This is a genomic window from Lichenicoccus sp., from assembly GCF_965276875.1.
Lineage (GTDB): Bacteria > Pseudomonadota > Alphaproteobacteria > Acetobacterales > Acetobacteraceae > Lichenicoccus.
The window spans coordinates 3918837-3944715 of sequence record NZ_OZ255701.1; the positions used below are offsets into that span (position 1 = coordinate 3918837).

Genomic DNA, 25879 nt, shown 5'->3' on the forward strand with positions numbered 1-25879 from the left:
CCGAACTCACTGTTCGCACAACGCCCAGGTCTCGCCCGCAAACCACGGATTGGTCTGCGGCTCGCGCCGGTGCCAGATCAGCCGGCGAACCCGGGAAGGCTGCCCATCGAGAAAGGCTTGGCGCATCCGGTCCCGGTAGTCCGGTGCCATAGGCGCTGCGGCCTCGGCCCCGATGAAATAGGCCCGACCAAGAAACCGGGCGGCAAACCCGGTCTCGTCTCGCGTTATCATGAAACCGCCGCCGGCGATGAACGTCTCTCGGGGAAATCCGAGCGGGAAGACCAGCCGGCCGCCGTCATGCAGGGCCTCGACCCAGGGTGCCATGGGCCGCTCGACCCCGAAATTGACATAGACGCAGTCCGCGGGCGCGTCCGGAAGTGCGGTGCCGTCTGCTTCGACAACACGCACGTTCTTGTAACCCTCGAGGTTGGCCCGAGCGACTGCCGCCAGGATTGGATCGCGTTCGACCGCGACGACGCTCCCGTCCGGTCCGACAAGCTCCGCCAGGATTGCGGTGTAATATCCCGCTCCGGCGCCGATATGAAACACCCGCTCGCCCGGCCGCGGCCCGATCGCGTGCAACCAGTGCGCATGCAAGGAGGGGCTGCCGTTGTTGACGCCGCGTGCGGGATCGAGCGCGAAAACCAGATCCTGATATACGGCGACCGGGTCGCTGATCGGTGTGTCGCGGTATTCCCCGGAGGCGCTCATTGTCTTCCAGGGCGGATCACCAAGGAATCGCTCGCGCGCGACCCGTGAAAACGCGGACTCCAGCGGCGCGTCCGTGATCCCCTGGGAGGTCAAAATCTGCCGTGCATAGGCCCTGCGTACGAGCAGGAGCTCGGAGGGTGTGAACGGTTCGGACATGGTGCTATGTGCCGGAGAGTTGCGCGCGGATCCGCTTCTTGTCGATCTTGCCGGTGGCGCCGAGCGGAATTACGGGCACGAAACGGACTTCGTCGGGCATCCACCATTTTGCAATCCGGCCGTCCAGCAATGCGATGAAGTCGGCGGCCTCGGCACTCTCACCGGGCTTGAGCTGCACCAGCAGCAGTGGTCGTTCGCCCCATTTCGGATGCGCCACCCCGACCACCGCGGCGAGGAGTGCCTTCGGGTGGCCGGCGGCGATGTTCTCGATCTCGACGGAGCTGATCCATTCGCCGCCGGATTTGATGATGTCCTTGGAGCGGTCGGTGATCTGCATGAAACCGTCGGCATCGATGCTGGCGACGTCGCCGGTATCGAAAAACCCGTCCTCGTCGAGCACGCTCGTCTCGTTTCCGAAATAGGCGCGCGCGACGATGCCGCCGCGTGCGCGCAGATAGCCGGCGTTGCGGCCGTCCTCGTCGAGACGGCGACCCTGCTCGTCGACGATTTTGAGGTCGATGCCGAGTGGGGGTCGGCCTTGCTTGACGCGAAACCGGATCTGCTCCTCGAACGGCAGGCTGCCCATCTCGCCGGCCGGCTTGCCGGTGCTGCCGAGCGGCGAGGTCTCGGTCATGCCCCAGGCATGCACGACGTCGACGCCGTAGCGGTCGTGAAAGGCGCGGATCATGCTCTCCGGGCAGGCGGCGCCGCCGATCAGGACGCGCTTGAGTGTCGACAGGCGTTGTTTGGTCTCGTCGAGATAGGCCAACAGCATCTGCCACACCGTGGGTACTGCCGCGGAGAAGGTGACGCCCTCGGTTTCGATCAGCTCGTGCAGGGAGGCGCCGTCGAGCTTCGCCCCCGGCATCACCATCTTGGCGCCGACCGCCGGTCCGGCGAAGGGCAGGCCCCAGCCGTTGGCGTGGAACATCGGCACCACCGGCAGCACGACATCGGTGGCCGACAGCGCCATGACGTCGGGCTGGATGGCCATCAACGCGTGCAGGAAGTTCGAACGGTGTGAGTACAGCACGCCCTTGGGATTGCCGGTGGTGCCGGAGGTGTAGCAGAGCCCGGCCGCGGTCTCTTCGCTGAAGCGGCCCCAGTCGCAGTGATCCGAGGCATCGCGTATCCAGTCCTCGTACGCGATCAGGGGTGCGGCGTGCGTGGTCAGCGCGTCGGCCAGCACGACGATCCGCCGCACGCTGGGCATCGCCGCGAGCCGTTCGAGCAGCAGCGGCACGAACGGCGGATCGGCGAGGATGATGCGGTCCTCGGCATGACCCACGATCCAGCAGATCTGATCGACATGCAGGCGCGGGTTGATGGTGTGGCAGACCACGCCGATGCCCATCGTGCCATACCAGGCTTCCAGATGGCGCGCGGTGTTGAAGCCGAGGGTGGCGACGCGGTCGCCCGGGGCGATGCCGTCGGCGAGCAGGGCGCTGGAGAGTCGCTTGGCACGGTTGTGGATCGCGGCATAGGTGCTGCGCACGATCGGCCCCTCGATGGAGCGCGTGACCACGACGCGGGTGGCGTGCCGGGTGGCCGCGTAATCGATGATCCTGTCGAGCGTCAGCGGCCAATCCTGCATCAGGCCAAGCATTGCCGTCTTCCCCCACGATTACGCCACGCCGCAGGCTAGTGCACCGACCCAGACAAAGCGAACAGCTTTGTCTGGGTCTAAGGTGCCCTAGCATACTGACAACGTGCAGCTTTGACCCAAACAGACCTGTAAGGTCTGTTTGGGTCGCTGCACTAGGTCTGAGGCGACGCGCGCGGAAGGGCCATGCTTGCCAGCAGACGCGTCGTCAGCGCCCGCATCGCCGCGGGCTCGCCGCCGATGGTCTCGGCCAGCGCCTTGCCGATCAGGCTATCGGCGAACGCCATCAAGGTGACCAGGCTGACCATGTCGCGCGCCCGACGCGCGGCATCCGGGCCGTCGAGCAGGCGGCCGAGTGCGGCCAGCAGCTCGCGCAGCGCGCCGGCGGTCTCGTCGGTCGCCCCGCGTGCCGCACCCGTCGCCGCCCATGCCATCAGCATGCCGATGCCGCCCTCGGCATAGGTCTCAAAGACCGTGTCGACGATCAGCGCCAGGCTCGCCGGGCCGGACTGCTCCAGCAGTGTGGTGGTGTTGTTGGTCAGGTCGCGCAGCATGAGGTCGCGAAGCTGCCCGCGCAGCGCCTCGGCCGAGCCGAAATGATGGATCAGGTTGGCGTGCGACATGCCGAGCTCGGCGCCGATCGCCTTGAGCGTGATCGCGCCGGGTCCGCCCGCGATCAGCAGCCGGCGTGCGACGGCAAGAGCCGCCGTGCGCACCGCCTGCGGCTTGCGGCGGCGCTCCGGTCTCACTTCCGTGATAGTTGACATCGATGTAGATTAATCGTGTGATCTTTGCATGTCAGCAGAAATGGCGCTCTCGGGGCGTAATGCGGTGATCACCGGCGCCGCCAGCGGTATCGGCCGGGCGATCGCGGTGTCGTTGGCGCGGCGCGGCTGCGGGCTGGCCTTGGCCGATCTCGACGAGGCCGGCCTGGAGCAGACCGCGCGTCTCGCCGGACGCGCGTCGCGGATCAGCTGCCATCGACTTGACGTGGCCGACCCGGCGGCGGTGGCGGCTTTTCCCGAGCAGGTGCTTTTGGCGCATGACGGCGTCGATGTGCTGGTGAACAATGCCGGCGTCGCCCTCGGCGGCTCCTTCGCGCAGCTCTCGCAGGCGGATTTCGAGTGGCTGTTCGCGATCAATTTCTGGGGCGTGGTGCGCATGACCCGCGCCTTCCTGCCGCTGCTGCGCGCGCGCGACGAAGCCAGGATCGTGAACCTGTCGAGCCTGTTCGGGCTGATCGCACCACCCGGACAAACTGCTTACGTCGCCAGCAAGTTCGCCGTGCGCGGGTTTTCGGAATCGCTGCGCCAGGAGCTGCGCGGCACCCCTGTCGGGATCACCGTCGTGCATCCGGGCGGGGTGGCGACCGCGATTGCCCGCAGTGCCCGGCTTGCGGCGGCACTCGACGCTGAAGAGGCGGCGCGGGCGGTGCCGCGTTTCGAGGCGATGCTGACCCTGCCGCCGGAAATCGCCGGGGAGACGATCGTGCGCGCGATGGAGCGTCGCCGGCCGCGCGTGCTGGTCGGCCGTGATGCGCGGATTGCCAGTGCCGTTGAGCGTCTGGCACCGGTATCCTATTGGCGGCTGCTCGAACGAATGGGTCGGCGCGGCGATCGCGGAGGGAATTGAGACAATGCGCATAAAGCCGTGGCTGCTCGGGGTTCCCGCCGTCGTCGGACTGGCCGGCGCGGCATTGGCGGGCGTGACCGGCACCGTGGCCGCGCGGGTCGAGCGCGCACTGCCGCCACTCGGCCGTTTCGTGATGATCGGCGGCACACGGCTGCATTATGTCGACGAGGGCCCGGAGCAGGCCGACGCGAATGCGCCCACGATCGTGCTGATCCACGGCCTGGGCGCGCAGCTGCGCAACTTCACGTACGGGGTTGTGGCGCGGCTTGCGCGAACCCACCGGGTCGTCGCACTCGACCGTCCGGGATCGGGCTATTCGCTGCGCGCCCCGGGGGCACCGGCGACGCTGAGCGCGCAGGCGGATTCCGTTGCCGCCCTGATTACCGCACTTGGGCTGGAACGGCCGGTGGTGGTCGGCCATTCGCTGGGTGGCGCCATTGCGCTGGCATTGGCGCTGAACCATCCCGACCAGGTCGGCGCCCTGGCCCTGATCGCGCCGCTAACCCACCCGCTGGATACGCCGCCGGCCGGGCTGGAGGGCTTTGCCATCGCCTCGCCCTGGCGACGGGCGCTGACCGCCTGGACCTTGGCGCTGCCGTCGGCGATCCTCAACCGCAACCGCGTGCTCGCAGCCGTGTTCGGGCCGGAAGTGCCACCCGCCGACTTCCCGACGCGCGGCGGCGGCCTGCTCAGCCTGCGGCCGTCCAGCTTCTATGGTGGTTCGACCGACATGGTGCATTCCGGGGCCGACCTGCCCGGCATGGTCGCGCGCTACAGGTCCCTGCGGCTGCCGGTCGGTGTGCTCTACGGCAGCGGCGACCGCATTCTCGATCCCATAGTCCACGGCAATGCGCTGCAAGCGCTGATCCCGGATCTTGATCTCGAACTCGTCGAGGGCGCCGGTCACATGCTGCCGGTCACAGCACCTGAGCGTACCGCGGACTTTATCGAGCGCGTGGCAGCGCGCCGTGGAGATTCAGTATGACTGTAGAGCATTTCGACGTCGTTATCATCGGCGCCGGGCTGACCGGCATCGGTGCCGCCTGTCATCTGAAGATGCATTGTCCCGGGAGACGCGCTCTGATCCTGGAGGGGCGCGAGACGATCGGCGGCACCTGGGACCTGTTTCGCTACCCCGGAGTTCGCTCCGACTCCGACATGTACACGCTCGGCTACAGCTTCCGCCCCTGGCGGCAGGCCAAGGCGATCGCCGACGGCGGCGCGATCCTTGATTATGTGCGCGACACGGCGCGCGCCTACGGGGTCGATCGCTGGATACGCTTCGGTCATCGGGCGGTGCGCGCCAACTGGTCCGCGGCAGCACGGCTCTGGACCATCGAGGCGACCCGGGCCGAGGCGACCCGGACCGAGGCGACACGGAGCGGCGAACGCGTGCAGTTCAGCTGCAATTTCCTGTTCGGCTGCAGCGGCTACTACAACTATGCCGACGGCTACATGCCCGACTATGCGGGGGCAGGGGATTTCGCCGGCAGCCTGATCCATCCGCAGCATTGGCCGCCGGGGCTGGACGGGGCCGGCAAGCGGATCATCGTCATCGGTAGCGGGGCCACCGCGGTGACCCTGGTGCCAGCCCTGGCGCAGACCGCGCACTCGGTGACGATGCTGCAGCGCTCGCCGAGCTATGTCGTCTCTCTGCCGTCCGAGGACGTGATCGCCAATGGTCTGCGCAAGCGTCTGCCGGCGCCGCTCGCGCATCGGCTGGCACGCTGGAAAAACGTCCTGCTCGGCATCTATTTCTACAGCGAAGCGCGACGCAGGCCGGATCGCGCGCGCGCACGCATCGCCGAGTTGGCGCAAAAGGCGCTCGGCACCGACTACGATGTCGGCACCCATTTCAACCCGCGCTACAATCCCTGGGACCAGCGTCTCTGCCTGGTGCCGGACAACAACCTGTTCGAGACGCTGCGTTCCGGCAAGGCGCAGATGGTGACCGACGAGATCGACCGCTTCACCGAGCACGGGATACGGCTCCGCTCCGGCGTCGAACTGCCGGCTGACATCGTGGTCAGCGCCACCGGCCTGCGCATGCAGTTCCTCGGCGGCATGGAACTCTGCGTGGACGGCGTGCCGGTCGATCCCGCCCGAACCATGACCTATCGCGGCATGATGCTCAGCGAGGTGCCGAACTTCGCCATCGCATTCGGCTACATCAACGCCTCCTGGACGCTGAAGGCCGACCTGACCTGCGCCTATGTCTGCCGCCTGCTCAACTTCATGAAGCGCCGCAACTACGCGGTCTGCATGCCGCGTCGCGACACGCGTGTCATTGAGCGGCCACTGCTGGATTTCAGCTCGGGCTATGTTCGCCGCTCGATCGACGGCTTCCCCCGGCAGGGGACGCGCAAGCCCTGGCAGGTCTACCAGAACTACCTGTTCGATCTGTTGAGCATACGGTTCGGCCTGCTCCGGGACGGCACGCTGGCGTTCTCAAGGGGGGCGTTCTCGCGCGCTGCATCTTCCGCGGCCCCGGAACGTTGCGACGTCCGTGAAACGCATGCAGATCGGGTCGAGGATGGGGCTGACAAAAGTGTTCAGGGCAATGGGGGTCGTGTCGGTGACGCTGCTCGCCTTGCTCGGCCTGCTCGCGCGGATACAGCCGCCCTCGGTTAAGGGTGACAACACGGCTGACGCTGGCGACGGCCATCACGCCGCCGCCGCGACGCCTCGGCATCAGGCAGGCTACGGCGCCCAGACTCCTTTGGGGATCCCACCGAAGGGGTGGTGGCAGATTGCCAGGCGCGTGTTCAGCCAGATCTCCGCGGATCGCGTCCTCGCCGAAGGCGCCTCCGTCACCTTCTACACCCTGCTTGCGATCTTTCCCGCATTGGCGACCCTGGTGTCGCTGTATGGGCTGATCGCCAACCCGAAGACGATTTCGGATCAGCTCTCCGCTTTGTCCGGGGTGCTGCCGGGTGGCGGCATGCAAATCCTGCGCGAGCAGATAGCGTCGCTGACGTCCAAGCCCAGCACGGGGCTCGGCTTGCGCGCGGTGATCGGCCTGCTGACCTCGATCTGGAGCGCCAATGCGGGAATGAAGTCCTTGTTCGACGCCCTGAACGTCGTCTACGACGAAAAGGAAAAGCGGAGCTTCATTGTTCTGACGGCGCTGACCTTGGCGTTCACGCTCGGCGCCGTGCTGTTCCTGATCGCAGCCCTTACCGGGGTTGTGGTGCTGCCGGCCGTGCTGGGTTTCCTGGGTCTGGGAAGCACGGCGAACACGCTGCTGAGCCTGGCACGCTGGCCGGTGCTGCTGATCGTGCTCAGCCTGTTCCTGGCCATGGTCTATCGTTATGGCCCCAGCCGAGCGCAACCGCGCTGGAGCTGGGTGAGCTGGGGGAGTGTCGGGGCGACAGTGCTGTGGCTCCTGGTCTCCGTCGGCTTCTCCTATTACGTGCAGAACTTCGGCTCGTACAATCGGACGTACGGATCGCTCGGGGCGGCGGTCGGCTTCATGACCTGGATGTGGCTGTCGGCGTCGGTCATCCTGATCGGCGCCGAACTGAATGCGGAGCTGGAACATCAGACCGGCCGCGACACCACGGTCGGCGACGAGCAGCCCCCCGGCCAGAGGGGCGCGCAAAAGGCGGACGCCATAGCGGCCGCCTGACCGGCCGCAGTCCTGCTGTTCCGGGGCAGGGCAAACCCGGCAAAGCGATTTGTCTGGACAGGATCGTAATGCAACCGTAATTGTTGCGCGAACAAACCAAAACGAGCATTCCGTTCCGATGCGAACCACGACTGCCGGATTTGCGTGGCCATCCTGGGAGCGGCCATCCTCGCCTGCGTTGCGCGATGCCGTGGGCCGCGCGGCTGCTTTGTGGCCGCCGCTGCATAGGCTGCTCGTGCGCAGGCGCCTGCGCCACAGGCTACAGACGGCACTCGGCTACATCCCCGACCTGCGGCATCCGCGCACGCTCAACGAGAAGGTCGCCTGGCGGATGCTGCACGACCGCAACCCGCTGATCCCGCTGACCATCGACAAGCTCCTGGTGCGGGACTGGGTGGCGGCCAGGGTTGGTAGCGAGGTGCTGGTGCCGTTGCTGGGTGCGTGGGATCGCGCCGAGGACATCGACTAGCAGGCGCTGCCCGCGCGTTTCGTGCTGAAAGCCACGCACGGCTGGAACATGAACCTGCTGGTGCATGACAAGGCAGCCCTCGATGTGGCCGCGGCCACGGCGCAGGCGCGGGAATGGCTCGGCCGCAACCATTACGCCGACACCTATGAATGGGGCTATCGCGATGTCAGGCCCAGGCTGCTCGCCGAGGCGATGCTGGACGGCGAGAACGGCGACGGCCCCGCCGACTACAAGTTCCATGTCTTTCACGGACGGGTCCGGATGCTCGCCGTGCATACCGGCCGCTTCGGTTTGCACCGTCTGACCTATTTCGACGAGGCAATGTGTCGCCTGCCGGTGCGAAAGAAGACGCCGCCGGATGCCGATCTGAAGCTGCCGGCCGAGATCGACGCGCTGATCGGCATGGCCGAGAGGCTGGGAGGGCCGTTCGACTATGTCCGCGTCGATCTCTACCTGGCGGGCGGCGCCATCCGCTTCGGTGAGCTCACGCACTACAACGATGGCGCCTGCGGACCCTACACGCCGCAATCCTACGACCGCACGCTGGGCGACATGTGGCAGCTCGACACGCGCCGCGGCACTCTCAGACGACGCTGAGCTTCACGTCCAGATTGCCGCGGGTGGCGTTCGAATAGGGGCAGACCGCGTGCGCCTTTTCCACCAGCGCCATAGCCTGCGCGTGCTCGAGGCCCGGCAATGAGACGGCCAAAGCGACATCCAGACCGAAGCCGCCCTCGGAGCGCGGGCCGATGCCGACCGTGGCGGTGACGCTGGTGTCGGCGGGCATGTGCGGGCCGCCCTGGCCGGCCACAACCTTCATCGCGCCGATGAAGCACGCGGCGTAGCCGGCGGCGAAGAGCTGCTCGGGATTGTTGCCAGTGCCGCCGGCGCCGCCAAGTTCCTTCGGGGTCGCCAGACTGACATCCAGGCTGCCGTCGAGGGTCGCGGCATGGCCGTCGCGGCCGCCGGTGGCGCGGGCTGCGGTGGTGTAGAGAACGGTCGTGGGCATGCTGGTGCTCCGGGTTAGCCGATGATTGCGTGGCCAGGGTCGCTGACGCCAAGCAGGGTAATCCTGGTGCCGTCCGCAAGCGAGATGACAGTGGATCCGCCTTGGGTCTGCACCGTCTGCTGCGCCGGTGAATAGCCGAACAAGGCCACCCGGTCGAGACTGGGGCGAAAGCCGCTGATCACGTCCGCACCGCCGGCGGCACCACGCACCGCCTCCAGCGTCGTCGGTCCGGTACCCTCGATGATGGTGGCATGGCCGGCGCCGGCAACGACCTGCATGGACCCGGCGCCGCCGACCAGAGAGAGGTTGCCGGCGCCGGCGAACACCAGGCTGGCGCCGTTGCCGGTGCTGACGTTGGACGTGCCGGTGCCGGCGACCACCAGCATGTTGCCGCCCCTCCCTGCCACGCTCAGCGGCCCGTCGCCGCCGACGATGGAGTCAGCACCCTTCAGGCTCCCGCTCACGGTCAGGCCGCCCGCGCCGCCGAAGATCGCATCGCCCGATCGCGCCGTGACTGAAAGGGCGCCGCTGCCGCCGACGACGATATCGCCGCCGGCGCTGCCACCGACCACGCTGGTCGGCCCCGCTCCCGCGAAGATCACGCTGGCCGCGGCACCGCCGGTGATTGTCGTGGGACCACCGCCGCCGATCAGCGAGTCGCGGCCCGGGCCCGCGGTCAGCACGTCCTCTCCGGTGGCGGACCCGAAGATCTGATCAAAGCCGCCGCTGCCGGTGAGGTGCGTGACGGCGCCGTTGGTGCCTTGCGAGATCAGGATGTTGTGGCCGGCGCTGCCGCCGGTGTAGGTGCCGCCGCCGGCGCCGCCGAAGATCGTGTCCGCACCAGTACCGCCGGCGACCGAACTCGGCGCCGTGCCGCCGAAGAAGGTCAGTTGGCCGGCACTGCCGAGCACGCTGACCCCTCCGGCGTTCGCGGTGATGGTGTCGCTGCCGCTGCCCGGCTGCACGATGGCGCCGGCCGCTGCGTTGTAGAACTGAGCACCACCGCCGAGCGTCACGACTGACGAATCCGAGTTGGCCAGCGCCTCGAGCAAAGCCGGGTGAACTGGGTCGAGAGCCACACCGGCGGGCAGCGACAGTTCGCGCGATCCCGACGCGGTGCCGTCGGTGACGAAGAACGCTGTCCTGCCGGACGTATCGATGCCTTCGAAGACCACCTGGTGACCGACGACGGTGAGTGCCCCGATGATGCTGCGCAGGCTGGGGAGTGCCAACTCGGCGGAGCCGGTCGTCGTGCCGTCGCTGACATAGAGCAAGGAGGGGATTTCGCTGCCGTCCTGGCCGGCGCCGGGCGAGGCCAGGATCAGCTTGTTGCCGAGTGCCACGAAATCGGGTTCTTCCGACGCCTCGCTGGGGTAGGTGGCGGCCCAGGGCGCGATCTGTGTTACGTCGGCGCCGGTGTTGTCGGTGACATAGAGCCCGTAGCCGGTCTCGATGACCAGCTTGTCGCCCCAGGCCGCAAGCCCGGTGATCGGTCGGGTTGGCGCATAGGCCAGGCCTTCGTCGAAGATGTCGACGGTCCCGGACGCGGTGCCGTCGGTTGACCAGACGCTGTAGAGGCCACTGGCATTGACTGCGGCGAAGATCGCACGGCCGCCGACGCTGACCGCGCCGGCCTCGGTCCAGAGGTTCGTGCCCAGGGCGGCGTTGACGATCGCATGGGTGCCGGCCTGCGTGCCGTCGGTCACCCAGAGCGTGCTGTTGGTCTCGGGGCCGGTTGGCCCTTGGCTGCCTTGGTCGGTGAAGATGGTCAGGCCATTGCTTGCGGCTGTGAAATTGACTGGATTGAGCGAAGAACCAGTGGGCGTGATGCTGGCGGTGCCGTGCGCGGTGCCGTCGGTGCGCCACAGCCCGGCGCTGCTGCCGTCCGCCCTCAGGGCGGCGAAATAGCCGACGCCGTTCGAGACCACGATGTCCGACGCGGTGATACCGGATGCGACCAGGGTGAAGCTGCTGCCGTCCTTGCTGGCCCATAGGCCCGGGGTGACCGGTCCGGGTGCCACGAGCCCGCTCGCCGTGCCGGCCGCCATCAGGATGCCGTTCACATCCCATACGCCAGTCGGCGTCGGGTTTTCCGAATAAGCCAAGGCGAGCACCGAGCGGGTTCCGGCGGCGGTGCCGTCGGTGCTGACCAGATTGGTGTACGCGGCGCCGCTCCCGGCATAGTCGCTTTCGAGATAGAACGCGCGACCCTGGAACACCGGTCCGGTTGCGAGGATGTCACTGGCATAGGGACCGGTTTGATATTTACCGATCGGGACCGTGCCGGCCTGGGTCCCATCGGTGCCGTAGACGCCGCCAAGCGTATTGTTTGTACTGTCGCTGGTCGAGAAGATAAAAGAAGTCATAACATAAATTCCCTGCCTCGACTTTCCGAGCACTCGGGATATTGCTTGAAGCCAACGATGTCAATGGACGCAAACAGCCCGTTACTTCGTGAATAGAGCATCATATCCGCAGGAACTTGCGGACGGCTCAGCCAGCGGGCGAATCGCTTGACGAAATCGTGTTCACGGCGTCGGGTGCTGGCCAGGTTTCAGCCAGCTTGATCCGCAATTTGCGAATATGGCGCGCGTCGGCGTCCAGCACCCGGAATTCGAGCCCGCTCGAATGGGTCAGGATCTCGCCACGCGCCGGCACGTGCCCTGCCAGCATGAACACCAGGCCGCCGACCGTCTCGATGTCGCTTTCGCGCTCCTCTTCGGTCAGCACCGGGCCGAGCCGCTCCACGAACGGCTCGATCTCCATGCGTGCATCGACATCGAAGGTGCCGTCATGGCGCTCGACCAGCATGACCGCGGCTGGCTCGTCGTGCTCGTCGGCAATGTCGCCGACGATGGTCTCGACCAGATCCTCGATCGTCACCAGGCCGTCGACGCCGCCATATTCGTCGATCACCAGCGCCAGGTGGACGCGCCGCTGACGCATCTGCAGCAGCAAATCGAGCACCGGCAGTTGCGGCGCGATCATCAGCGGCTGGCGCAGGATCGATTGCAGCCTAAAACGCGCGGGCTCGCCGGCATAGGCCATCAGGTCCTTGATGTGGACCATGCCCAGCACGTCGTCGAGTTGCTCGCCGTAGACCGGCAGACGGGAGTGGTTCTCGCGACGCAGCAGTGCGAGCGCGTCATCAAAGCCGCTCGCCACCGGCATCGCCACGATGTCGGCGCGCGGCACCATCACGTCGTCGACGGTAATCCCGCGCAGGCGCAGCACATTGGCGATCAGCGCACGCTCCTGGCGGTCGAGCTCCGGCTCGTCCCCGGGGTTCTGCGGCGCCTCCGCGGCTTCCTGCACCAGGGCCGCGATTGACGAGCGCAGCCGTCCCTGTTCGACCCGTCGCCGCCCGAACAAGCCGATCAGGCCACGACGCAGCGGGCGCGCGCCACTCTCGGCGTGACCGGCGCCGTCGATGGGGTCGGGGTGGCCGCTCATGGGTCGCGCTGCTTCCAGGGATTCGGGACACGGAGCCCGCTCAGGAGGAGCGCCTCGCGCATCTCCATTCGTCGCGCGGCACCGGCGGCGTGATGGTCGTGACCGCGCAGATGCAGCGCACCGTGCACGACCAGATGCGCCATGTGGTGCGCGGGCCGTCGGCCGGCGGCGCGCGCCTCGCGACGCACCGTCTCCAGCGCCAGCACGATCTCGCCGCCACCCGGGCCCGGGCTCTCGAAGCTCAGCACGTTGGTCGGCGCATTGCGGCCGCGATGGCGCAGGTTCAACCGTTGCAGGCCGCGGTCGGACTCGAGCACCACGCTGTCGGCACCGCCGCCGGCGGTCGCGGCCCTCTTGGCGAGTGCGGCAATGCCCGGCACCAGCCGGCGCCAGCGAGGATCGACGACAATGATCTCGGGCCGTAATCGTGCTCCCGCGAGGGAGGGTCTACTTGGCGGTTCCATCGTGCTCCCGGCGCGCCTTGTTCGGGGAACGGTCCCGTTCAGCCGCCGCGCGTTGATCATAGGCATCGACGATGGCTGCGACCAGGGGATGGCGCACCACGTCGCGGCTGGCGAAGCGGGTGATGCCGATCCCGCGCAAACCCTCCAGGGTCTCGACCGCCTCGCGCAGGCCGCTGCCGACCCCGGCCGGCAGATCGATCTGGCTGAGATCGCCATTGATCGCCATCCGCGTGCCCGAACCCATGCGGGTCAGGAACATCTTCATCTGCGCCGGTGTGGTATTCTGCGCCTCATCGAGGATCACGAAGGCATGCGCGAGCGTGCGTCCTCGCATGAAGGCGAGCGGCGCCACCTCGATCTCGCCGGCCGCCATGCGACGGACCACCTGGTCACCCGGCATCATGTCATGCAACGCGTCGTAGAGCGGCCGCAAATAGGGGTCGATCTTCTCCTTCAGGTCACCCGGCAGGAAGCCCAGCCGCTCGCCGGCCTCGACCGCGGGACGCGACAGCACGATGCGGTCGACCTGGTTGGCCTGCAGCATCGCCACCGCCTGCGCCACCGCGAGATAGGTCTTGCCGGTGCCGGCGGGCCCGATCCCAAACACCATCTCCAGGCTGGCGAGCATCTCCATATAGCCTGCCTGGCCGGGCGACCGCGGCGTGATCGCACCGCGACGGGTGCGGATTGCCGGCAAGTCGGCGAGCGGCAGGCGCGGGTCCTCGACCAGCGATACCAAAGGCGTTCGGTTGGCCAGGCGCGGGCCGTCCAGCACCGCGCCGTGCAGGTCGGACATGCGGATCGCCGCATCCACCTCGGCGGAATCGACGCCTGCACCGTCCTCGATGCGTCGATACAAAGCGGTCAGCGCCGAGCGCGCCAGCGCCACACGGCCCGGATCGCCGGCAATGGCGATGCGGTTGCCGCGGCACGACAGACGCACGCCGAGGCCCTGCTCGAGCCTGACCAGATGCCGGTCATGGTCGCCGAGCAGGACGGCGAGTCGCGCATTGTCGCTGAATTGCAGGGTCGCGGTGTGCGCAGTGGGGAGGCGTGCGGCAGGCGCGCGCGCCGCATGGGTGGGAAGGGTTGCCGCCGACAGATCGCTCAAGCGCAGGCTCTCTCCCGTAAGAGGGTTGCGGTCAGTGAATTGGTGAGCATTGCCTCGATTGTCACCGTCGCCTCGCTGCCGATCAGGCCGTCGGGTGCGATGGCGTGCACCGCCTGCAGGTAGGGAGAGCGTCCGGAGAGCTGGCCCGGCTTGCGGCCTCGGCCGGTGAACAATACCGGCATGACCGCACCAACGCTGGCGGCGTTGAATTCGTCCTGTTGCGCGCGGATCAGCGCCTGCAGCCGGGCCAGTCGCGCATCCTTGACCGCCTCGGGCACCTGTCCCTCAGCACCGGCCGCGGGTGTGCCGGGACGGGCGGAATACTTGAAGGAGAACGCCTGCGCGAAGCGGACCTCGCGGATCAGCGACAAGGTCTCCTCGAAATCCGCCTCGCTCTCGCCGGGATGACCGACGATGAAGTCCGACGACAAGGCGAGATCCGGGCGTGCCGCGCGCAGCCGCGCCACCAGGGCCAGATACTCGGCGCGGTCGTGGCCACGATTCATCGCCGCCAGCATGCGATCCGAGCCGGATTGCACCGGCAGATGCAGGAACGGCATCAGTGCCGGCAGATCGCCATGTGCCGCGATCAGATCGGGGCCCATGTCGCGCGGGTGCGAGGTGGTGTAGCGCAGCCGTCGCAGGCAAGGGATTGCGGCGAGTGCCGTCAGCAGCCGTGCCAGCGACCAGGTGCTGCCATCGGGACCCACACCGTGATAGGCGTTGACGTTCTGGCCGAGCAGCGTGATCTCGCGCACCCCGCCTTCGACCAGACGCCGCGCCTCGTCAAGCACCGAGGCGGCCGGACGGCTGGCCTCGGCGCCGCGCGTATAGGGCACCACGCAGAACGAACAGAACTTGTCGCACCCCTCCTGTACGGTGAGGAAGGCGGCAACGCCGCCGGGCAGCTGCGGTCCAGTCGCGGCCGGCAGAAAGTCGAACTTCTGCTCGACCGGGAAATCGGTGTCGATCACACCGACATTGCCTTCGCCCTTGGCCGCGCGGGCGGCGCGCGCGACCATCTCCGGCAGGCGATGATAGGTCTGCGGCCCGAGCACGATGTCGACGAACGGCGCACGGGCCAGGATCTCGCGCCCCTCGGCCTGGGCCACGCAGCCGGCCACGGCAATGATCGTGGTCGCACCTTCGGCGGCACGCGCGTCCTTGATCCGGCGCAGCCGTCCGAGTTCGGAAAACAGCTTCTCCGTCGCCCGGTCGCGAATATGGCAGGTGTTGAGGATCACCATGTCCGCAGACGCCGCATCCGTCGCCGGGGCGTAGCCGAGCGGACGCAGTACGTCGGTCATGCGCGCGCTGTCATACACGTTCATCTGGCATCCCCAGGTGATGACGTGCAGACGCTTGGGTGTTGCAGGTGGCGCGGTCGCGATCGGTACGTGGGGCGTCAAGCGATGGATCCGGCTGCGCGCCGGAACATTCCGTGAAGACAATTTCGCGCCAAAAGACCGATCATGCGGGCGGCAGTTTCCTTATCCGACCAGAATACTGGACGATCAGGCAAACGTCTCATCGGTTTTGTCAAGCGGAGATTCTCAAGTCTCTGTTTTCATTGGTGTCATCGATCGGCACCGGGCGATTCTGTCGGAGCACCGCCGCACCACGCGCCACCGCCTCCCAGGTCGCCTGCGATAGGGCCTTGCGGGTGGGGAAGTCGGCCGGGTCGAGCGGCGGGTGCAGCCAGACACTGGCGCGCATGCTGCGCCATTGCGCCAGTGCCCAGAAATGCGACGCGAGATCCATGTCGCCATACCAGGCGAATACCGCCCGGCGGGCGTTGCCCACCGGCAATCCGGCCAAGCGGTCGTAGACTACCGAGACCGGCTGCACCAGTGGTGCGCAGGACGGCACGTCGCCAATGTCGCCCACGTCGCCCATCTTGCCGTTGGTGGGTTTCGCCGAGGCGAAGAACGAGGAATGGAACGGCAGCACGCCGGTCCCGTCCGAACTCGTGCCTTCGGGGAACAGCAGCAGGTCGTCTCCGGCCGCCAGCCGCAGCCGCATGTCGTCGCGCTCGCGCCCGGTGGTGCCGCGCTGCCGGCTGACGAAGATGGTGCGGCCGAGACGTGCCACCTGGCCGACCAGAGGCCAGCGACCCACATCGTCCTTGGCGACAAAGCAGGCCTGCAGCAATCCACCCAGCACCGGCACGTCGAGCCAGGAGGAATGGTTCGACGCATACACCACCGGCCGTCCATGACCAGTCGCCCCAAGACCTGACGCCGACACGCCGATGACCCGGACACTGACCCCCACCAGCCTGCAGTTCACGGCCCAGTAGATCCGGGCAAAGCGAGCCTTGCCGCGGCCCGGCAAAGCGAGCAGCACCGACTGGATTACGCCAGCGACCAACGTCCAGGCGAGGACCACCAGACCGCGCCGGATGACCCGCAGGCGACGCCACAGCCGTCGTGTCGGCGGCAGCCGGTGCGGGGCACGATCGGCAAGCGGGGGGACGCCGATCCTATCATGTCCGGGCTTGTCGTGTCCCAGCATGTCGTGTTGAGCCGGTCCGGCCTCGACCAGTCGGACACTACCGGAGAAGCGCCGGCCGAGGCGACGAGGTGCTGCTTGCATCGGACCCAGATAGCCCGAACCGGAACCGGTCACAATCGTTGGCTGCCGCGACTCCCCTTGCGCGAGGCCTGGGTTGGCTTGCAGTTTGCGCGGCCCATGATGAAGCGAGACAGGTCCTGGCCATTCCCGGCGTGTCAATACAACGGCTGCTGCTGCTGAGTTGTGTGGCGGCTTCGCTGCTGGCGTCGCATGACGCGAGCGCCGCCGACCCGCAGCCCTACAAGGTGCGTCTCCATAAAGTCGGCGACACTAAGCTCGATGCGGCGCTGAGCGGTTCGTCGAGCCTGATCGCATTGCAGAAGACCAGGCCGGTCAGCCCGTTCGCGCTCGCCGGCCGTATTCGCGCGGACTATCCGCGTTTGCAAACCGCACTCGAGAGCTTCGGCTACTATGCCGGCACGGTGCGGATAGAGGTACTCGGCCACGCGGGCACCGATCCCGCGTTGCCGAACCTGCTGGCCGAACGTCCCAAAGGCAAACCGGTGCCGATCACCCTGGCCGTGGACACCGGTCCGCGCTTCACCCTCGGCCAGATCACCATCAAGGACGACGAGCCGGTACAGCTCGATGCGTCCGAGTGCCGCGCCCTTGACCTGCATTCCGGCCAGCCGGCGATGGCTGCCGACGTGCTGGCGGCGCAAACCCGGCTGCTCACGTCGCTGCAGGAGCACGGCCACGCGCTCGCCGAGGTCAAGGCGCCGGTGGCCTATTTGCGCCCCGAGGCGCACACGCTCGACATCGTCTACACCGTGCATGAGGGGCCACGCGTCGATATCGGTAGGGTCCATCTCGCCGGCCTGAAGAACGTCAATGCGCGTTTCGTCCGTCGCCGCCTGCTGATCCATTCCGGCCAGCTTTACCAGCCCAGCAAGATCGAGACGGCCCGCCAGGACCTGGTCGCCACGGGCGTGTTCTCTGACGTACAGGTGCGCATCCCGCACGCCCTCGACACTGCCGGCGCCATCCCGCTGGATTTCAGCTTCGTCGAGGCACCGCGCCACACGGTCTCCGCGCAGATCGGCTATTCCACGGACCTTGGCGGCAGCGCCGGCGTCAGTTGGACCCACCATAATCTGTTCGGCAACGCCGAGCAGCTCGAACTGACGGCACTCGCCACCGGCCTCGGCGGCACCTCCGAGAACGGGCTCGGCTATGATGTCTTTGCCAACTTCACCAAGCCCGACTTCTACCGGCGCGACCAGAGCCTGCTCCTGCGAGTCGAGGGCCTCAAACAGAACCTGCAGGCCTACAATCAGACCGCGCTGCTGGCGCGCGCCGCGATCGACCGCAAGCTGTCGAAATATTGGAGTGCCGTGGTCGGCATCGGTGCTGAGCAGGAGCAGATCATCCAGGAGGGCGTGACCCGCGACTACACCCTGGTGTCGCTGCCGCTCAGCGCCGCCTACGACAGCACCGACCTCGCCAACCCGCTCGACCCCGCGACCCACGGCATACGCGCCTCGATCGGGGCCACGCCGACCTACTCGCTGACGCGCGGGGGCGCCTTCTTCACCATCCTGCAGGCCAGCGGCTCCACCTATTTCGACCTTGCCGAGCTTGGCCTGGCAAATCCCGGACGCAGCGTCATCGCCGTGCGCGGCATCGTCGGCAGCGTCCAGGGAGCGACCGTGTTCCAGCTGCCGCCCGACCAGCGTCTGTATGGCGGCGGCAGCTCGACCATACGTGGCTACAAATACCAGGGCGTCGGCCCGCGATTTGCCGACAACAACCCGATCGGCGGCACCTCGCTCGATGCCGCCACCATCGAGTTCCGCCAGCGCGTGTTCCACAGCTTCGGCCTCGCCGCCTTCGTCGATGCCGGCCAGGTCTCCGACAACTCCGCACCCTTCCAGGGCACCTTGCGGGTTGGTGTCGGCGCCGGCGTCCGTTACTACACGCCGATCGGACCGATCCGCCTCGACGTCGCGGTGCCGCTGGAGAAGCCGCCCGGCGGCGACAGCTTCGAGCTCTATATCGGGCTCGGGGAGACGTTCTGATGGGACGGCTAGGCCGCATTCTCCTCTGGGCCATCGGCCTGCTCTGCGGGCTCGTTATTCTGGTGCTGCTGGTGGTGCTGATCGGCGCCAATATCGGTCCGGGGCGACGGCTGATCCAGCGCGAGGCCGCCTCGCTCACCGGCGGCAAGGTCACGATAACCGGGCTGCACGGGTTCTTTCCAAACGCTCTTGCCATCAACACAGTAACGTTGAGCGACACCAACGGCCCCTATGCGGTGCTCGACGGAATCAAGCTCGACTGGCGGCCATGGGACCTGATCGGCCTGGTCGCCCATGTCGACCTCGCCTCGGTCGACACCATCACCGTGCAGCGCAAGCCCGTCCCAAACCCTAACGCGCCAAAGCCGCCGCCACCCAAATCCAGCAAGAGCAGCCTGCCGAACCTCGGCATTGATATTGCCAGGCTGCATGTCGGACGCCTCACTCTGGGGGCCGCGGTCGCAGGCGTGCCCGCAGCACTCGCGATCGATGGCCATCTCAAGGTGCAGGGCACCGCGCCGCTGCTGAACGGCGCCTCCGTCGCGAGCCTGCCCAACAGCGATATCGCCCTCGCCGTCACCCGCCTCGATCATCCCGGCAGCGTCAACCTGGCCGCCAAGGCGACCCCGGGCCGGCTTGGGCTGCATGTCCAGGCGAGCGATCCGAAGGGCGGGCTGGCGACCAGCGCGGGCGGCCTCGCCGATCTCGATCCGCTGACCCTGGCACTCGATCTCGCCGGCCCGCGCGACCACGAGGCGCTGCACCTGGCGCTGACCGCCGGCCCAGCCACTCTCGATGCAGCCGGCACCACCGACCTGCTGACCAGGCATTTCGACGTCACCGCGCACGGCCACGCGCCGGCGATGCAGCCGCGCCCGGGCCTGTCGTGGAAGGACATCGCCCTCGACGCCCATCTCACCGGCACGCCCGGCGCACCCGTCGGCAGCGGCCACCTGCTGGTCGACACGCTGGCGGCCCCTGGCGGCGGCGTGAACCGGCTCACCGCGACCTTCTCCGGCAGCCGCGTCGGGCCCGCGATCCTGCACGCCGTGGCAGACGGCCTGCGCGTCCCCGGCAAGCAACCGGGCCTGTTCGCCGCCGACCCGCTGACCGTGGATGCGACCCTGCACCAGGAGCAGCCCGGCCGCCCGATCGACCTGATCGTCACCCACCCGCTCGCCCAGGTGACCGGCGATATCCTCACCACGCCGGACATACGCGGCCATCTCGGCATCACACTGCCGCAGCTCGGCCCGCTCGCCGCCGCCGCCGGCACCGCCCTCGACGGCCACGCTGCCCTCGCCACCAACTTCTCCTACGCCCACCGTATCGCCGTGGTCGGGCTGGGCGGCACCTTCGCGCTGACCGGCGGCCCCGCCCAGGCGGTCGGCCTGATCGGCGACGACGGCCGGATCGGCCTGACCGCCTCGGTCGTGCCGACCACCCAGGGACGCGACCTGCGCCTGTATGGCTTGACCCTGCACGGCCGCGCGCTCGACCTGGACGCCAAGGGCCGCGACCTCGCCAATACTTTGGACGCGCGCTTCGGCCTGCATCTGCCCGAGCTTGCCGCCGCCCTGCCAAGCCTGCGGGGCGCCCTCTCCGTCAACGGCACCGCCGGCGGCAAGCTGGACGATCTCTCCACCAAGATCGATGCGACCGGCACCGTCGGCACCGCAAAGATCCCGACCGGCCCGATGCACCTGGTGCTCGACGCCTCGCACTTGCCGCACGCCCCGCAAGGCACGCTGACCCTCGACGGCACTTTGGACCGGGCGCCGTTGTGGCTCGCCGCCGAAATCCAACGCCAGCCCTCCGGCGCCACCCACATCGCCCTCGAACGGCTCGGCTGGAAGAGCGCGTCGGGACACGCCAACCTCACTTTGCCCGCGGGCGCCGCACTCCCGCTCGGCGATCTCGACCTGCGCATGACCCGCCTCGCCGATCTGGCACCCCTGGTCGGCCAGCCGGTGCGCGGCCATCTCGACACGAGCCTGCACACCACCCAGGCGGATGGTGCAGCACACCCGACGGCGCGCCTCGACGTCGCCGGCGCCGTCGCTAGCCGCAGCTTCGGGGTGAGCCGGCTCAAGCTCGCGGGCACCGTGGTCGACCCGGCCGGCAGCCCCGACCTCGACCTCGCTCTGACCGCCGACAGCATCCACGCGAACTCCGTCACCGGGAGCGCCCATGTCACCGCCCGCGGCCCCGAGCAGGCGATCGCCGTCGCCGCCAGCGGCCGCTTTGAGCATGTCGCCGGTGCCCCAGCCAGGCTCGACACCGACCTCGTCGCCGACGTGCCGGATAAGCACGTCGCGATCAGCCACTTGTTCGCCACCGCCAAAAGCGAGGTGATTCGCCTGCTGGCACCCACCCGCATCAGCTACGGCCCGGAAATCTCCGTCGATCATATGCGCGCTTCCGTCGCCCCAGCGTCAGGCGCCCCTGGGTCAGTCAACGCCGCTCCGGCCATGATCGACGTCGCCGGCAAGCTCAGCCCAGAGCTCGACCTCACCGCCTCCGTCACCAATGTCACCCCGGCACTCGCCAAGCCGTTCGCGCCAACCCTGAACGCCACCGGCGTCATCGCCCTGCAAGCCAAGCTGACCGGCACCACCAGCCGGCCCGACGGCACCGTCCACTTCACCGCCAGGTCGATGCAGCTTCGCACCGGCCCCGCCGCCTCGCTGCCGCCCGCCACGCTCGACGCGCGCGCCGATCTCGCCGGCGGCGAGGCCAGGATCGACGCCCATCTCGACGCCGGCCCACAGGTCCGTCTCGCCCTCACCGGAACCGCACCTACCGACACCACGGGCCAGCTCGACCTGCGCGCCCGCGGCACTATCGACCTCGCCATCGCCAACCCCGTGCTCGGCGCCGAAGGTCGTCGCGCCGCGGGCAGGCTCGCGCTGGACATGACCGCGACCGGCACGCCGCAGGCCCCCGACCTCGCCGGCCAGGTCCGCGTCGCCCACGGCGAAATCCAGGACTTCGCGCAAGGCCTGCGCCTCACCGACATGACCGCCCTGATCACCGCTCGCGGCAAGACCATCAGCATCGACAACTTCGTCGCCCACGCCGGCCCCGGCACGATCAACGCCAGCGGCACCGTCGGCGCCCTGCAACCCGGACTGCCGGTCGATCTGCACATCACCGCAAACAAGGCGCGTCCGATCTCCAGCGATCTGCTGACGGCGATCCTGGACATGGACCTGACGGTGAAGGGACAGGCCGCCACGCGCGTCGATCTCGGCGGGCTGATCACCATCGACAGCGCCTCGATCAACGTCCCCAGCGGCCTGCCGCCCTCGGTCGCCAAGCTCGACGTGATCCGCCCCGGTCAGAAGCCGCCATCCGCCACCTCGGCCTCCGCCGGCCCCATCATCGGCCTGGACCTGACACTCAACGCCCCCGGCCAGATCTTCGTGCGCGGCCACGGCCTGGACGTCGAGCTCGGCGGCAAACTCACCGTCGGCGGCACCAGCAAGGCGCCGGTGGTGCGCGGCGGCTTCAAGATGCGCGACGGCACCTTCAGCCTGGCCGGCGTCAACCTCACCTTCACCAAGGGCCAGATCAGCTTCAACGGCACCAGTGTTACCAACAAAATCGACCCGTCACTGGATCTCACCGCCGATAGCTTCGTCGGCAACACCGTGGCCATGCTGCATGTCGGCGGCTACGCCTCGGCGCCGAAGATCACGCTCTCTTCAACGCCGCCACTGCCGCCCGATCAGGTCCTGGCGTTGATCCTGTTCCAGCAATCCACCACCCAGCTCAGCCCGCTGCAGATCGCCAGCGTCGCCGCCGCCCTCGCACAGCTCAGCGGCGTCGGCGGCGGCGGCCCCGGCATCCTCGACAGGGTCCGTAGCGGCCTCGGGCTGGACCGGCTGTCGGTCGGCAGCGGCGGTGCCAACAGCAGCGGCGCCAGCGTCCAGGCCGGCAAGTACGTCGCCCGCGGCGTCTATGTCGGTGCCCGCCAATCCACCTCCGGCGCCGGTACCCAGGCACAGGTGGAGGTCAATCTGACCCGCCATCTCAAGCTCAACACCGTCGTCGGCACCGGCGGTACCGTCACCGGCACCACAACCCCGGAGAACGACCCGGGTAGCAGCGTTGGACTGAAATACGAGTTTCAGTACTGATCAGCGAACCAGGCAACGCCGGGCTTTGCCCGGAAACCCGTTCGCGGTCATGCTGGTGCGTCGGCGGGGATTGCGGCAGGCGGGTTCAAGATCGACGACCGGCTCCGGACCGCGTCGGCGAGGCAATCCAGCACCACCCGCACCCGTGGCACCTGGCGGTTCTCGCGGTGAACGCCGAGCCAGATTTCCGCCGACGGGATCGGCATCGGGGTCGCCAGGCGGCGTAGGCCAGGTTCGGCGTCGGCGCGGAACCGCGGCAGCAGTGCGAGGCCACCGCCGCAGGCCGCGACCCAGTGCTGGGTCTCGTAGCTGTCCGCCCGCAGCGCCACGTGCGCCCGGTCCGCGTGCTGCGTCAGCCAGCTCGCCTGCGCCGACGGATCACGCTCGTCCAGCAGCGTGATCAGCTGGTGACCGGCGCAGCCATTGCCGAGGTCCGGCTCGCCATGCCGCCCCAGATAGGCGACGCAACCGTAAAGGCCGAACGCGATCGTGCCGAGGCTGCGCACAATCAGGTCATGCTGCTCGAAGCGGCGCAGCCGGACCGCCACGTCCGGCTCGACGGTCGTGGTTGCATCGCGCGGTACGTCGGCGACCGCCTCGATCAGCAGGCCTGGATAGCGGGCGTGGAGGGTCGCAAAGCCCCCGGCGAGTACGTGGCTGGTCAGCATCTGCGAGCTGGCGACCCGGATTTGCCCCTCCAGCCGCACGTCATGTCCCGACACCGCGCGCTCGACCGAGAGCGCTTCCGCCTCCACCCGCTCCACCCGCTGCATGATGCTCTGCCCGGCGAGGGTCAGCATGTAGCCCTCCGCGGACCGCTGCAACAGCCGCACGCCCATACGCTCCTGCAACGATGTCAGGCGCCGGCTTACCGTGGACTGGGTGACATGCAGGTGCTTGGCGGCGGTGGCCAGAGTGCCGTGCCTGGCGACGGCCAGGAAAAATCTCAGGTCGTCCCAATCGAGCATGGTGGCCAATCAAGCATGGTGAGTCGCGCGTCGCCTCGCAAGGAGAGACAAAGTGCATTATTGCGTCGTGCTCCGTCAAGAATGCGGCTGCGTCCGCGGAACAAGAGCTGCGCATAGTGCGGCGCATGAACAGATACCCCGCACCCAATCGGACACTATCGTGATCGAAACGAATACACCGGTCTCCCGCGTCGCTCACGCCGGCGTGCAGTGCCGCACAGTTGCCAGCGGCGGCTCGACGAACCTGAACTATGTGCGTGACCTCGCGCCGATACAGGTCGAGGAACGGCTCGGACCACCGGACAAGGCGCCGGTCGCGACGCCGTTCGAGACGTTGCTGGCCGCTCTGGGCTCCTGCCTTGCGTCGCGCATCCAGGCCAACGCGACCCTCGGCAATATCTTGGTGCGCGAGCTTGAGCTGGTGCTCGACGCCGATATTGTGACCAGTTCGATGTGGCGCGCCGCCATCGATGTGCCACGCATCCCCGGTCTCGATGCCATCCGGATCAAGGTGCACATGGACGCCGATGCATCGGCGTCCGAGCTGAAGACCCTTATTGCGAACTCGTTGATGCTGTCGCCCGTGGCAAACGTCTTGCACGGGCCGGTCGATCTCGACGTGGCGCTGGCAGACCCGGCGGAGCCGCAGGCATGATCGCCGCAAGCAAGATTGCGGTCGATAACCCTCCGGCAGCCCGCCACAAGGATGAGGGCCGGGCCGAACGTCGACGGCTTGTCGCGGCCACCCAGCCGTTTCAGGGCGGATCCGCACGACGCAGCGCGTGGCAGTTCGCTTCCACCTTCGGGATGTTCATAGCTCTGAACGCCCTGATGTATAGGCTGGCGGCATCAAGCTACGTCTGGCTGCTTCCGGTTCTGGCTCTGCCAGCCGCTGGCCTGCTGGTCCGGCTCTTCATCATCCAGCACGATTGCGGCCACGGGTCTTTCTTCCGCTCGCGCCGCCTCAATGACTGGCTTGGCCGCGTCTGCAGCATCATCACCGTCACGCCATACGCCTTCTGGCTTCGCCAACATGGCAGACATCACGGCTCCTTCAACAATCTCGACCGTCGCGAGCCAGGCATCGACCTGTATTCGACATGCACGACGCTCGCCGAATTCGAAGCCCTACCGCCACGACGCCAGCTTCTGTTCCGTCTCGTGCACCATCCGCTCGTGGCGCAAATCCTGTTGCCGCCCTTCGTGTTCCTCGTGCTCTACCGCTTCCCGTTCGACGCCCCGAAATCCTGGCGGCGCGAAAGGGCCAGCGTTCATCTCACCAATGCGGCACTTCTGTGCGTGGCGGCAGCACTCGTCTTCTGGTTCGGTCTCGGCCGGGTCTTGCTGGTCCAGCTCCCAACCATCGCACTGACCTCGATCGTCGGCGTCTGGCTGTTCACCGTGCAGCATCGCTTCGAGGCGGCGCAGTGGCAGCGGCAGCAAAGCTGGAACCCGGTGCAGGCGGCAATCGAAGGCAGCTCCTACCTCAAGCTGCCGCGCCTGCTGCAATATTTTACCGGCAGCATCGGCTTTCATCACGTGCATCACCTCGCGGCAAAGGTGCCGAACTACCGATTGCAGGCCTGCCATCAGGCGCAGCCCGGCTTTGCGACGGTCACGACACTATCCCTGCGCGATGCCTTTTCCGCCCCCGGCTATCTCCTTTGGGACGAGACGAAAAGCTGCATGACCAGGATCCCCCGCCGGCGACGCGCGGCGACGCTCCCTCCATCCTGGGTCAGCACCCATTCGCCCGAGCTCTCAACCCGGTCGGGGTAACTTAAAGCCTGGCGGAGGCAGACCTCGCATTTCTTCGGTGTCGACTAGGTCGGCGTCGATCCACAGAACGGCCACGCCAGAGCCACAGCCATTTGCTATGTGCACATGTGCGCACCATGCTATAGTGTAGCTATGTTTACTTCTCAGCCTGGCACCCCTGCC

21 protein-coding genes are annotated in these 25879 nt (G+C 67.7%); 10 read left to right on the forward strand and 11 right to left on the reverse strand.

Annotated elements, in window-relative coordinates; all coding sequences use genetic code 11:
- Nucleotides 1–6 precede the first annotated feature (6 nt).
- From ACQY4K_RS18960 to ACQY4K_RS18970, 3 genes are all read right to left on the reverse strand, one after another.
- The gene (locus ACQY4K_RS18960) at nucleotides 7–867 is read right to left on the reverse strand and encodes a protein-L-isoaspartate O-methyltransferase family protein (protein WP_428391750.1); all 861 of its coding nucleotides are present in this window, start codon (nucleotides 865–867) and stop codon (nucleotides 7–9) included.
- Between the two features lie 4 nt (nucleotides 868–871).
- Nucleotides 872–2473, reverse strand: coding sequence for a long-chain-fatty-acid--CoA ligase (locus tag ACQY4K_RS18965; RefSeq protein WP_428391751.1), 1602 nt, complete (start codon nucleotides 2471–2473; stop codon nucleotides 872–874).
- A gap of 152 nt (nucleotides 2474–2625) precedes the next feature.
- Nucleotides 2626–3237, reverse strand: a complete 612-nt coding sequence (locus ACQY4K_RS18970) for a TetR/AcrR family transcriptional regulator (protein ID WP_428391752.1) — start codon at nucleotides 3235–3237, stop codon at nucleotides 2626–2628.
- Nucleotides 3238–3265: 28 nt separating this feature from the next.
- Between ACQY4K_RS18970 and ACQY4K_RS18975 the strand changes: the two genes are divergently transcribed.
- The 6 genes from ACQY4K_RS18975 (at nucleotide 3266) to ACQY4K_RS19000 (ending at nucleotide 8796) form a co-directional block, all read left to right on the forward strand.
- The gene (locus ACQY4K_RS18975; protein ID WP_428391753.1) at nucleotides 3266–4102 is read left to right on the forward strand and encodes an SDR family NAD(P)-dependent oxidoreductase; all 837 of its coding nucleotides are present in this window, start codon (nucleotides 3266–3268) and stop codon (nucleotides 4100–4102) included.
- Nucleotides 4103–4106: 4 nt separating this feature from the next.
- On the forward strand, nucleotides 4107–5087 hold the full coding sequence (locus tag ACQY4K_RS18980) for an alpha/beta fold hydrolase (protein ID WP_428391754.1): 981 nt from the start codon (nucleotides 4107–4109) through the stop codon (nucleotides 5085–5087).
- Nucleotides 5084–6733, forward strand: coding sequence for a flavin-containing monooxygenase (locus ACQY4K_RS18985; protein ID WP_428391755.1), 1650 nt, complete (start codon nucleotides 5084–5086; stop codon nucleotides 6731–6733). Before ACQY4K_RS18980 ends, ACQY4K_RS18985 begins: the two co-directional genes overlap by 4 nt.
- On the forward strand, nucleotides 6672–7730 hold the full coding sequence (locus ACQY4K_RS18990) for a YihY/virulence factor BrkB family protein (protein WP_428391756.1): 1059 nt from the start codon (nucleotides 6672–6674) through the stop codon (nucleotides 7728–7730). Before ACQY4K_RS18985 ends, ACQY4K_RS18990 begins: the two co-directional genes overlap by 62 nt.
- A 118-nt stretch (nucleotides 7731–7848) precedes the next feature.
- On the forward strand, nucleotides 7849–8199 hold the full coding sequence (locus ACQY4K_RS18995; RefSeq protein WP_428391757.1) for a hypothetical protein: 351 nt from the start codon (nucleotides 7849–7851) through the stop codon (nucleotides 8197–8199).
- A gap of 6 nt (nucleotides 8200–8205) precedes the next feature.
- Nucleotides 8206–8796 carry an ATP-grasp fold amidoligase family protein gene (locus ACQY4K_RS19000; protein WP_428396220.1) on the forward strand — a complete coding sequence of 197 codons (591 nt, stop codon included), beginning with the start codon at nucleotides 8206–8208 and terminating at the stop codon, nucleotides 8794–8796.
- On the opposite strand, the gene ACQY4K_RS19005 is transcribed toward ACQY4K_RS19000, so the two are convergent.
- From ACQY4K_RS19005 to ACQY4K_RS19035, 7 genes are all read right to left on the reverse strand, one after another.
- Nucleotides 8783–9208, reverse strand: coding sequence for an organic hydroperoxide resistance protein (locus ACQY4K_RS19005; RefSeq protein WP_428391758.1), 426 nt, complete (start codon nucleotides 9206–9208; stop codon nucleotides 8783–8785). The two genes, ACQY4K_RS19000 and ACQY4K_RS19005, sit on opposite strands and share 14 nt — an antisense overlap.
- Before the next feature lie 14 nt (nucleotides 9209–9222).
- Complete coding sequence (locus ACQY4K_RS19010; protein ID WP_428391759.1) at nucleotides 9223–11574, reverse strand: beta strand repeat-containing protein; 2352 nt, start codon at nucleotides 11572–11574, stop codon at nucleotides 9223–9225.
- 127 nt (nucleotides 11575–11701) lie between these two features.
- Nucleotides 11702–12661 carry a hemolysin family protein gene (locus tag ACQY4K_RS19015; protein ID WP_428391760.1) on the reverse strand — a complete coding sequence of 320 codons (960 nt, stop codon included), beginning with the start codon at nucleotides 12659–12661 and terminating at the stop codon, nucleotides 11702–11704.
- Nucleotides 12658–13125, reverse strand: coding sequence for an rRNA maturation RNase YbeY (ybeY, locus tag ACQY4K_RS19020; RefSeq protein WP_428391761.1), 468 nt, complete (start codon nucleotides 13123–13125; stop codon nucleotides 12658–12660). Before ybeY ends, ACQY4K_RS19015 begins: the two co-directional genes overlap by 4 nt.
- Nucleotides 13109–14236: a PhoH family protein gene (locus tag ACQY4K_RS19025; RefSeq protein WP_428391762.1), complete on the reverse strand. Its 1128-nt coding sequence runs from the start codon at nucleotides 14234–14236 to the stop codon at nucleotides 13109–13111. The genes ybeY and ACQY4K_RS19025 overlap by 17 nt, the downstream gene beginning before the upstream one ends.
- On the reverse strand, nucleotides 14233–15654 hold the full coding sequence (miaB, locus tag ACQY4K_RS19030) for a tRNA (N6-isopentenyl adenosine(37)-C2)-methylthiotransferase MiaB (protein ID WP_428396222.1): 1422 nt from the start codon (nucleotides 15652–15654) through the stop codon (nucleotides 14233–14235). Before miaB ends, ACQY4K_RS19025 begins: the two co-directional genes overlap by 4 nt.
- 121 nt (nucleotides 15655–15775) lie before the next feature.
- On the reverse strand, nucleotides 15776–16864 hold the full coding sequence (locus tag ACQY4K_RS19035; RefSeq protein ID WP_428391763.1) for a lysophospholipid acyltransferase family protein: 1089 nt from the start codon (nucleotides 16862–16864) through the stop codon (nucleotides 15776–15778).
- Nucleotides 16865–16962: 98 nt separating this feature from the next.
- On the opposite strand from ACQY4K_RS19035, the gene ACQY4K_RS19040 reads away from it, so the two are divergent.
- Entirely contained in the window at nucleotides 16963–18828 is a 1866-nt protein-coding gene (locus ACQY4K_RS19040) for an autotransporter assembly complex protein TamA (RefSeq protein ID WP_428391764.1), read from the forward strand.
- Entirely contained in the window at nucleotides 18828–22970 is a 4143-nt protein-coding gene (locus ACQY4K_RS19045) for a translocation/assembly module TamB domain-containing protein (RefSeq protein ID WP_428391765.1), read from the forward strand. Before ACQY4K_RS19040 ends, ACQY4K_RS19045 begins: the two co-directional genes overlap by 1 nt.
- A gap of 47 nt (nucleotides 22971–23017) precedes the next feature.
- On the opposite strand, the gene ACQY4K_RS19050 is transcribed toward ACQY4K_RS19045, so the two are convergent.
- Entirely contained in the window at nucleotides 23018–23938 is a 921-nt protein-coding gene (locus ACQY4K_RS19050; protein WP_428391766.1) for a LysR family transcriptional regulator, read from the reverse strand.
- Between the two features lie 160 nt (nucleotides 23939–24098).
- On the opposite strand from ACQY4K_RS19050, the gene ACQY4K_RS19055 reads away from it, so the two are divergent.
- Nucleotides 24099–24593, forward strand: a complete 495-nt coding sequence (locus ACQY4K_RS19055) for an OsmC family protein (RefSeq protein WP_428391767.1) — start codon at nucleotides 24099–24101, stop codon at nucleotides 24591–24593.
- Nucleotides 24590–25717, forward strand: coding sequence for a fatty acid desaturase (locus ACQY4K_RS19060; protein WP_428391768.1), 1128 nt, complete (start codon nucleotides 24590–24592; stop codon nucleotides 25715–25717). Before ACQY4K_RS19055 ends, ACQY4K_RS19060 begins: the two co-directional genes overlap by 4 nt.
- The last annotated feature ends 162 nt before the right edge of the window (nucleotides 25718–25879 follow it).

Coding starts and splice junctions, on each gene's coding strand:
- ACQY4K_RS19050 (WP_428391766.1), bottom strand. CDS start 23,938: ATGCTCGATTGGGACGACCTGAGATTTTTCCTGGCCGTCGCCAGGCAC.
- ACQY4K_RS18965 (WP_428391751.1), bottom strand. CDS start 2,473: ATGCTTGGCCTGATGCAGGATTGGCCGCTGACGCTCGACAGGATCATC.
- ACQY4K_RS18995 (WP_428391757.1), top strand. CDS start 7,849: ATGCGAACCACGACTGCCGGATTTGCGTGGCCATCCTGGGAGCGGCCA.
- ACQY4K_RS18970 (WP_428391752.1), bottom strand. CDS start 3,237: ATGTCAACTATCACGGAAGTGAGACCGGAGCGCCGCCGCAAGCCGCAG.
- ACQY4K_RS18980 (WP_428391754.1), top strand. CDS start 4,107: ATGCGCATAAAGCCGTGGCTGCTCGGGGTTCCCGCCGTCGTCGGACTG.
- ACQY4K_RS19045 (WP_428391765.1), top strand. CDS start 18,828: ATGGGACGGCTAGGCCGCATTCTCCTCTGGGCCATCGGCCTGCTCTGC.
- ACQY4K_RS18960 (WP_428391750.1), bottom strand. CDS start 867: ATGTCCGAACCGTTCACACCCTCCGAGCTCCTGCTCGTACGCAGGGCC.
- ACQY4K_RS19010 (WP_428391759.1), bottom strand. CDS start 11,574: ATGACTTCTTTTATCTTCTCGACCAGCGACAGTACAAACAATACGCTT.
- ACQY4K_RS19060 (WP_428391768.1), top strand. CDS start 24,590: ATGATCGCCGCAAGCAAGATTGCGGTCGATAACCCTCCGGCAGCCCGC.
- ACQY4K_RS19005 (WP_428391758.1), bottom strand. CDS start 9,208: ATGCCCACGACCGTTCTCTACACCACCGCAGCCCGCGCCACCGGCGGC.
- ACQY4K_RS18985 (WP_428391755.1), top strand. CDS start 5,084: ATGACTGTAGAGCATTTCGACGTCGTTATCATCGGCGCCGGGCTGACC.
- ACQY4K_RS19015 (WP_428391760.1), bottom strand. CDS start 12,661: ATGAGCGGCCACCCCGACCCCATCGACGGCGCCGGTCACGCCGAGAGT.
- ACQY4K_RS18975 (WP_428391753.1), top strand. CDS start 3,266: ATGTCAGCAGAAATGGCGCTCTCGGGGCGTAATGCGGTGATCACCGGC.
- ybeY (WP_428391761.1), bottom strand. CDS start 13,125: ATGGAACCGCCAAGTAGACCCTCCCTCGCGGGAGCACGATTACGGCCC.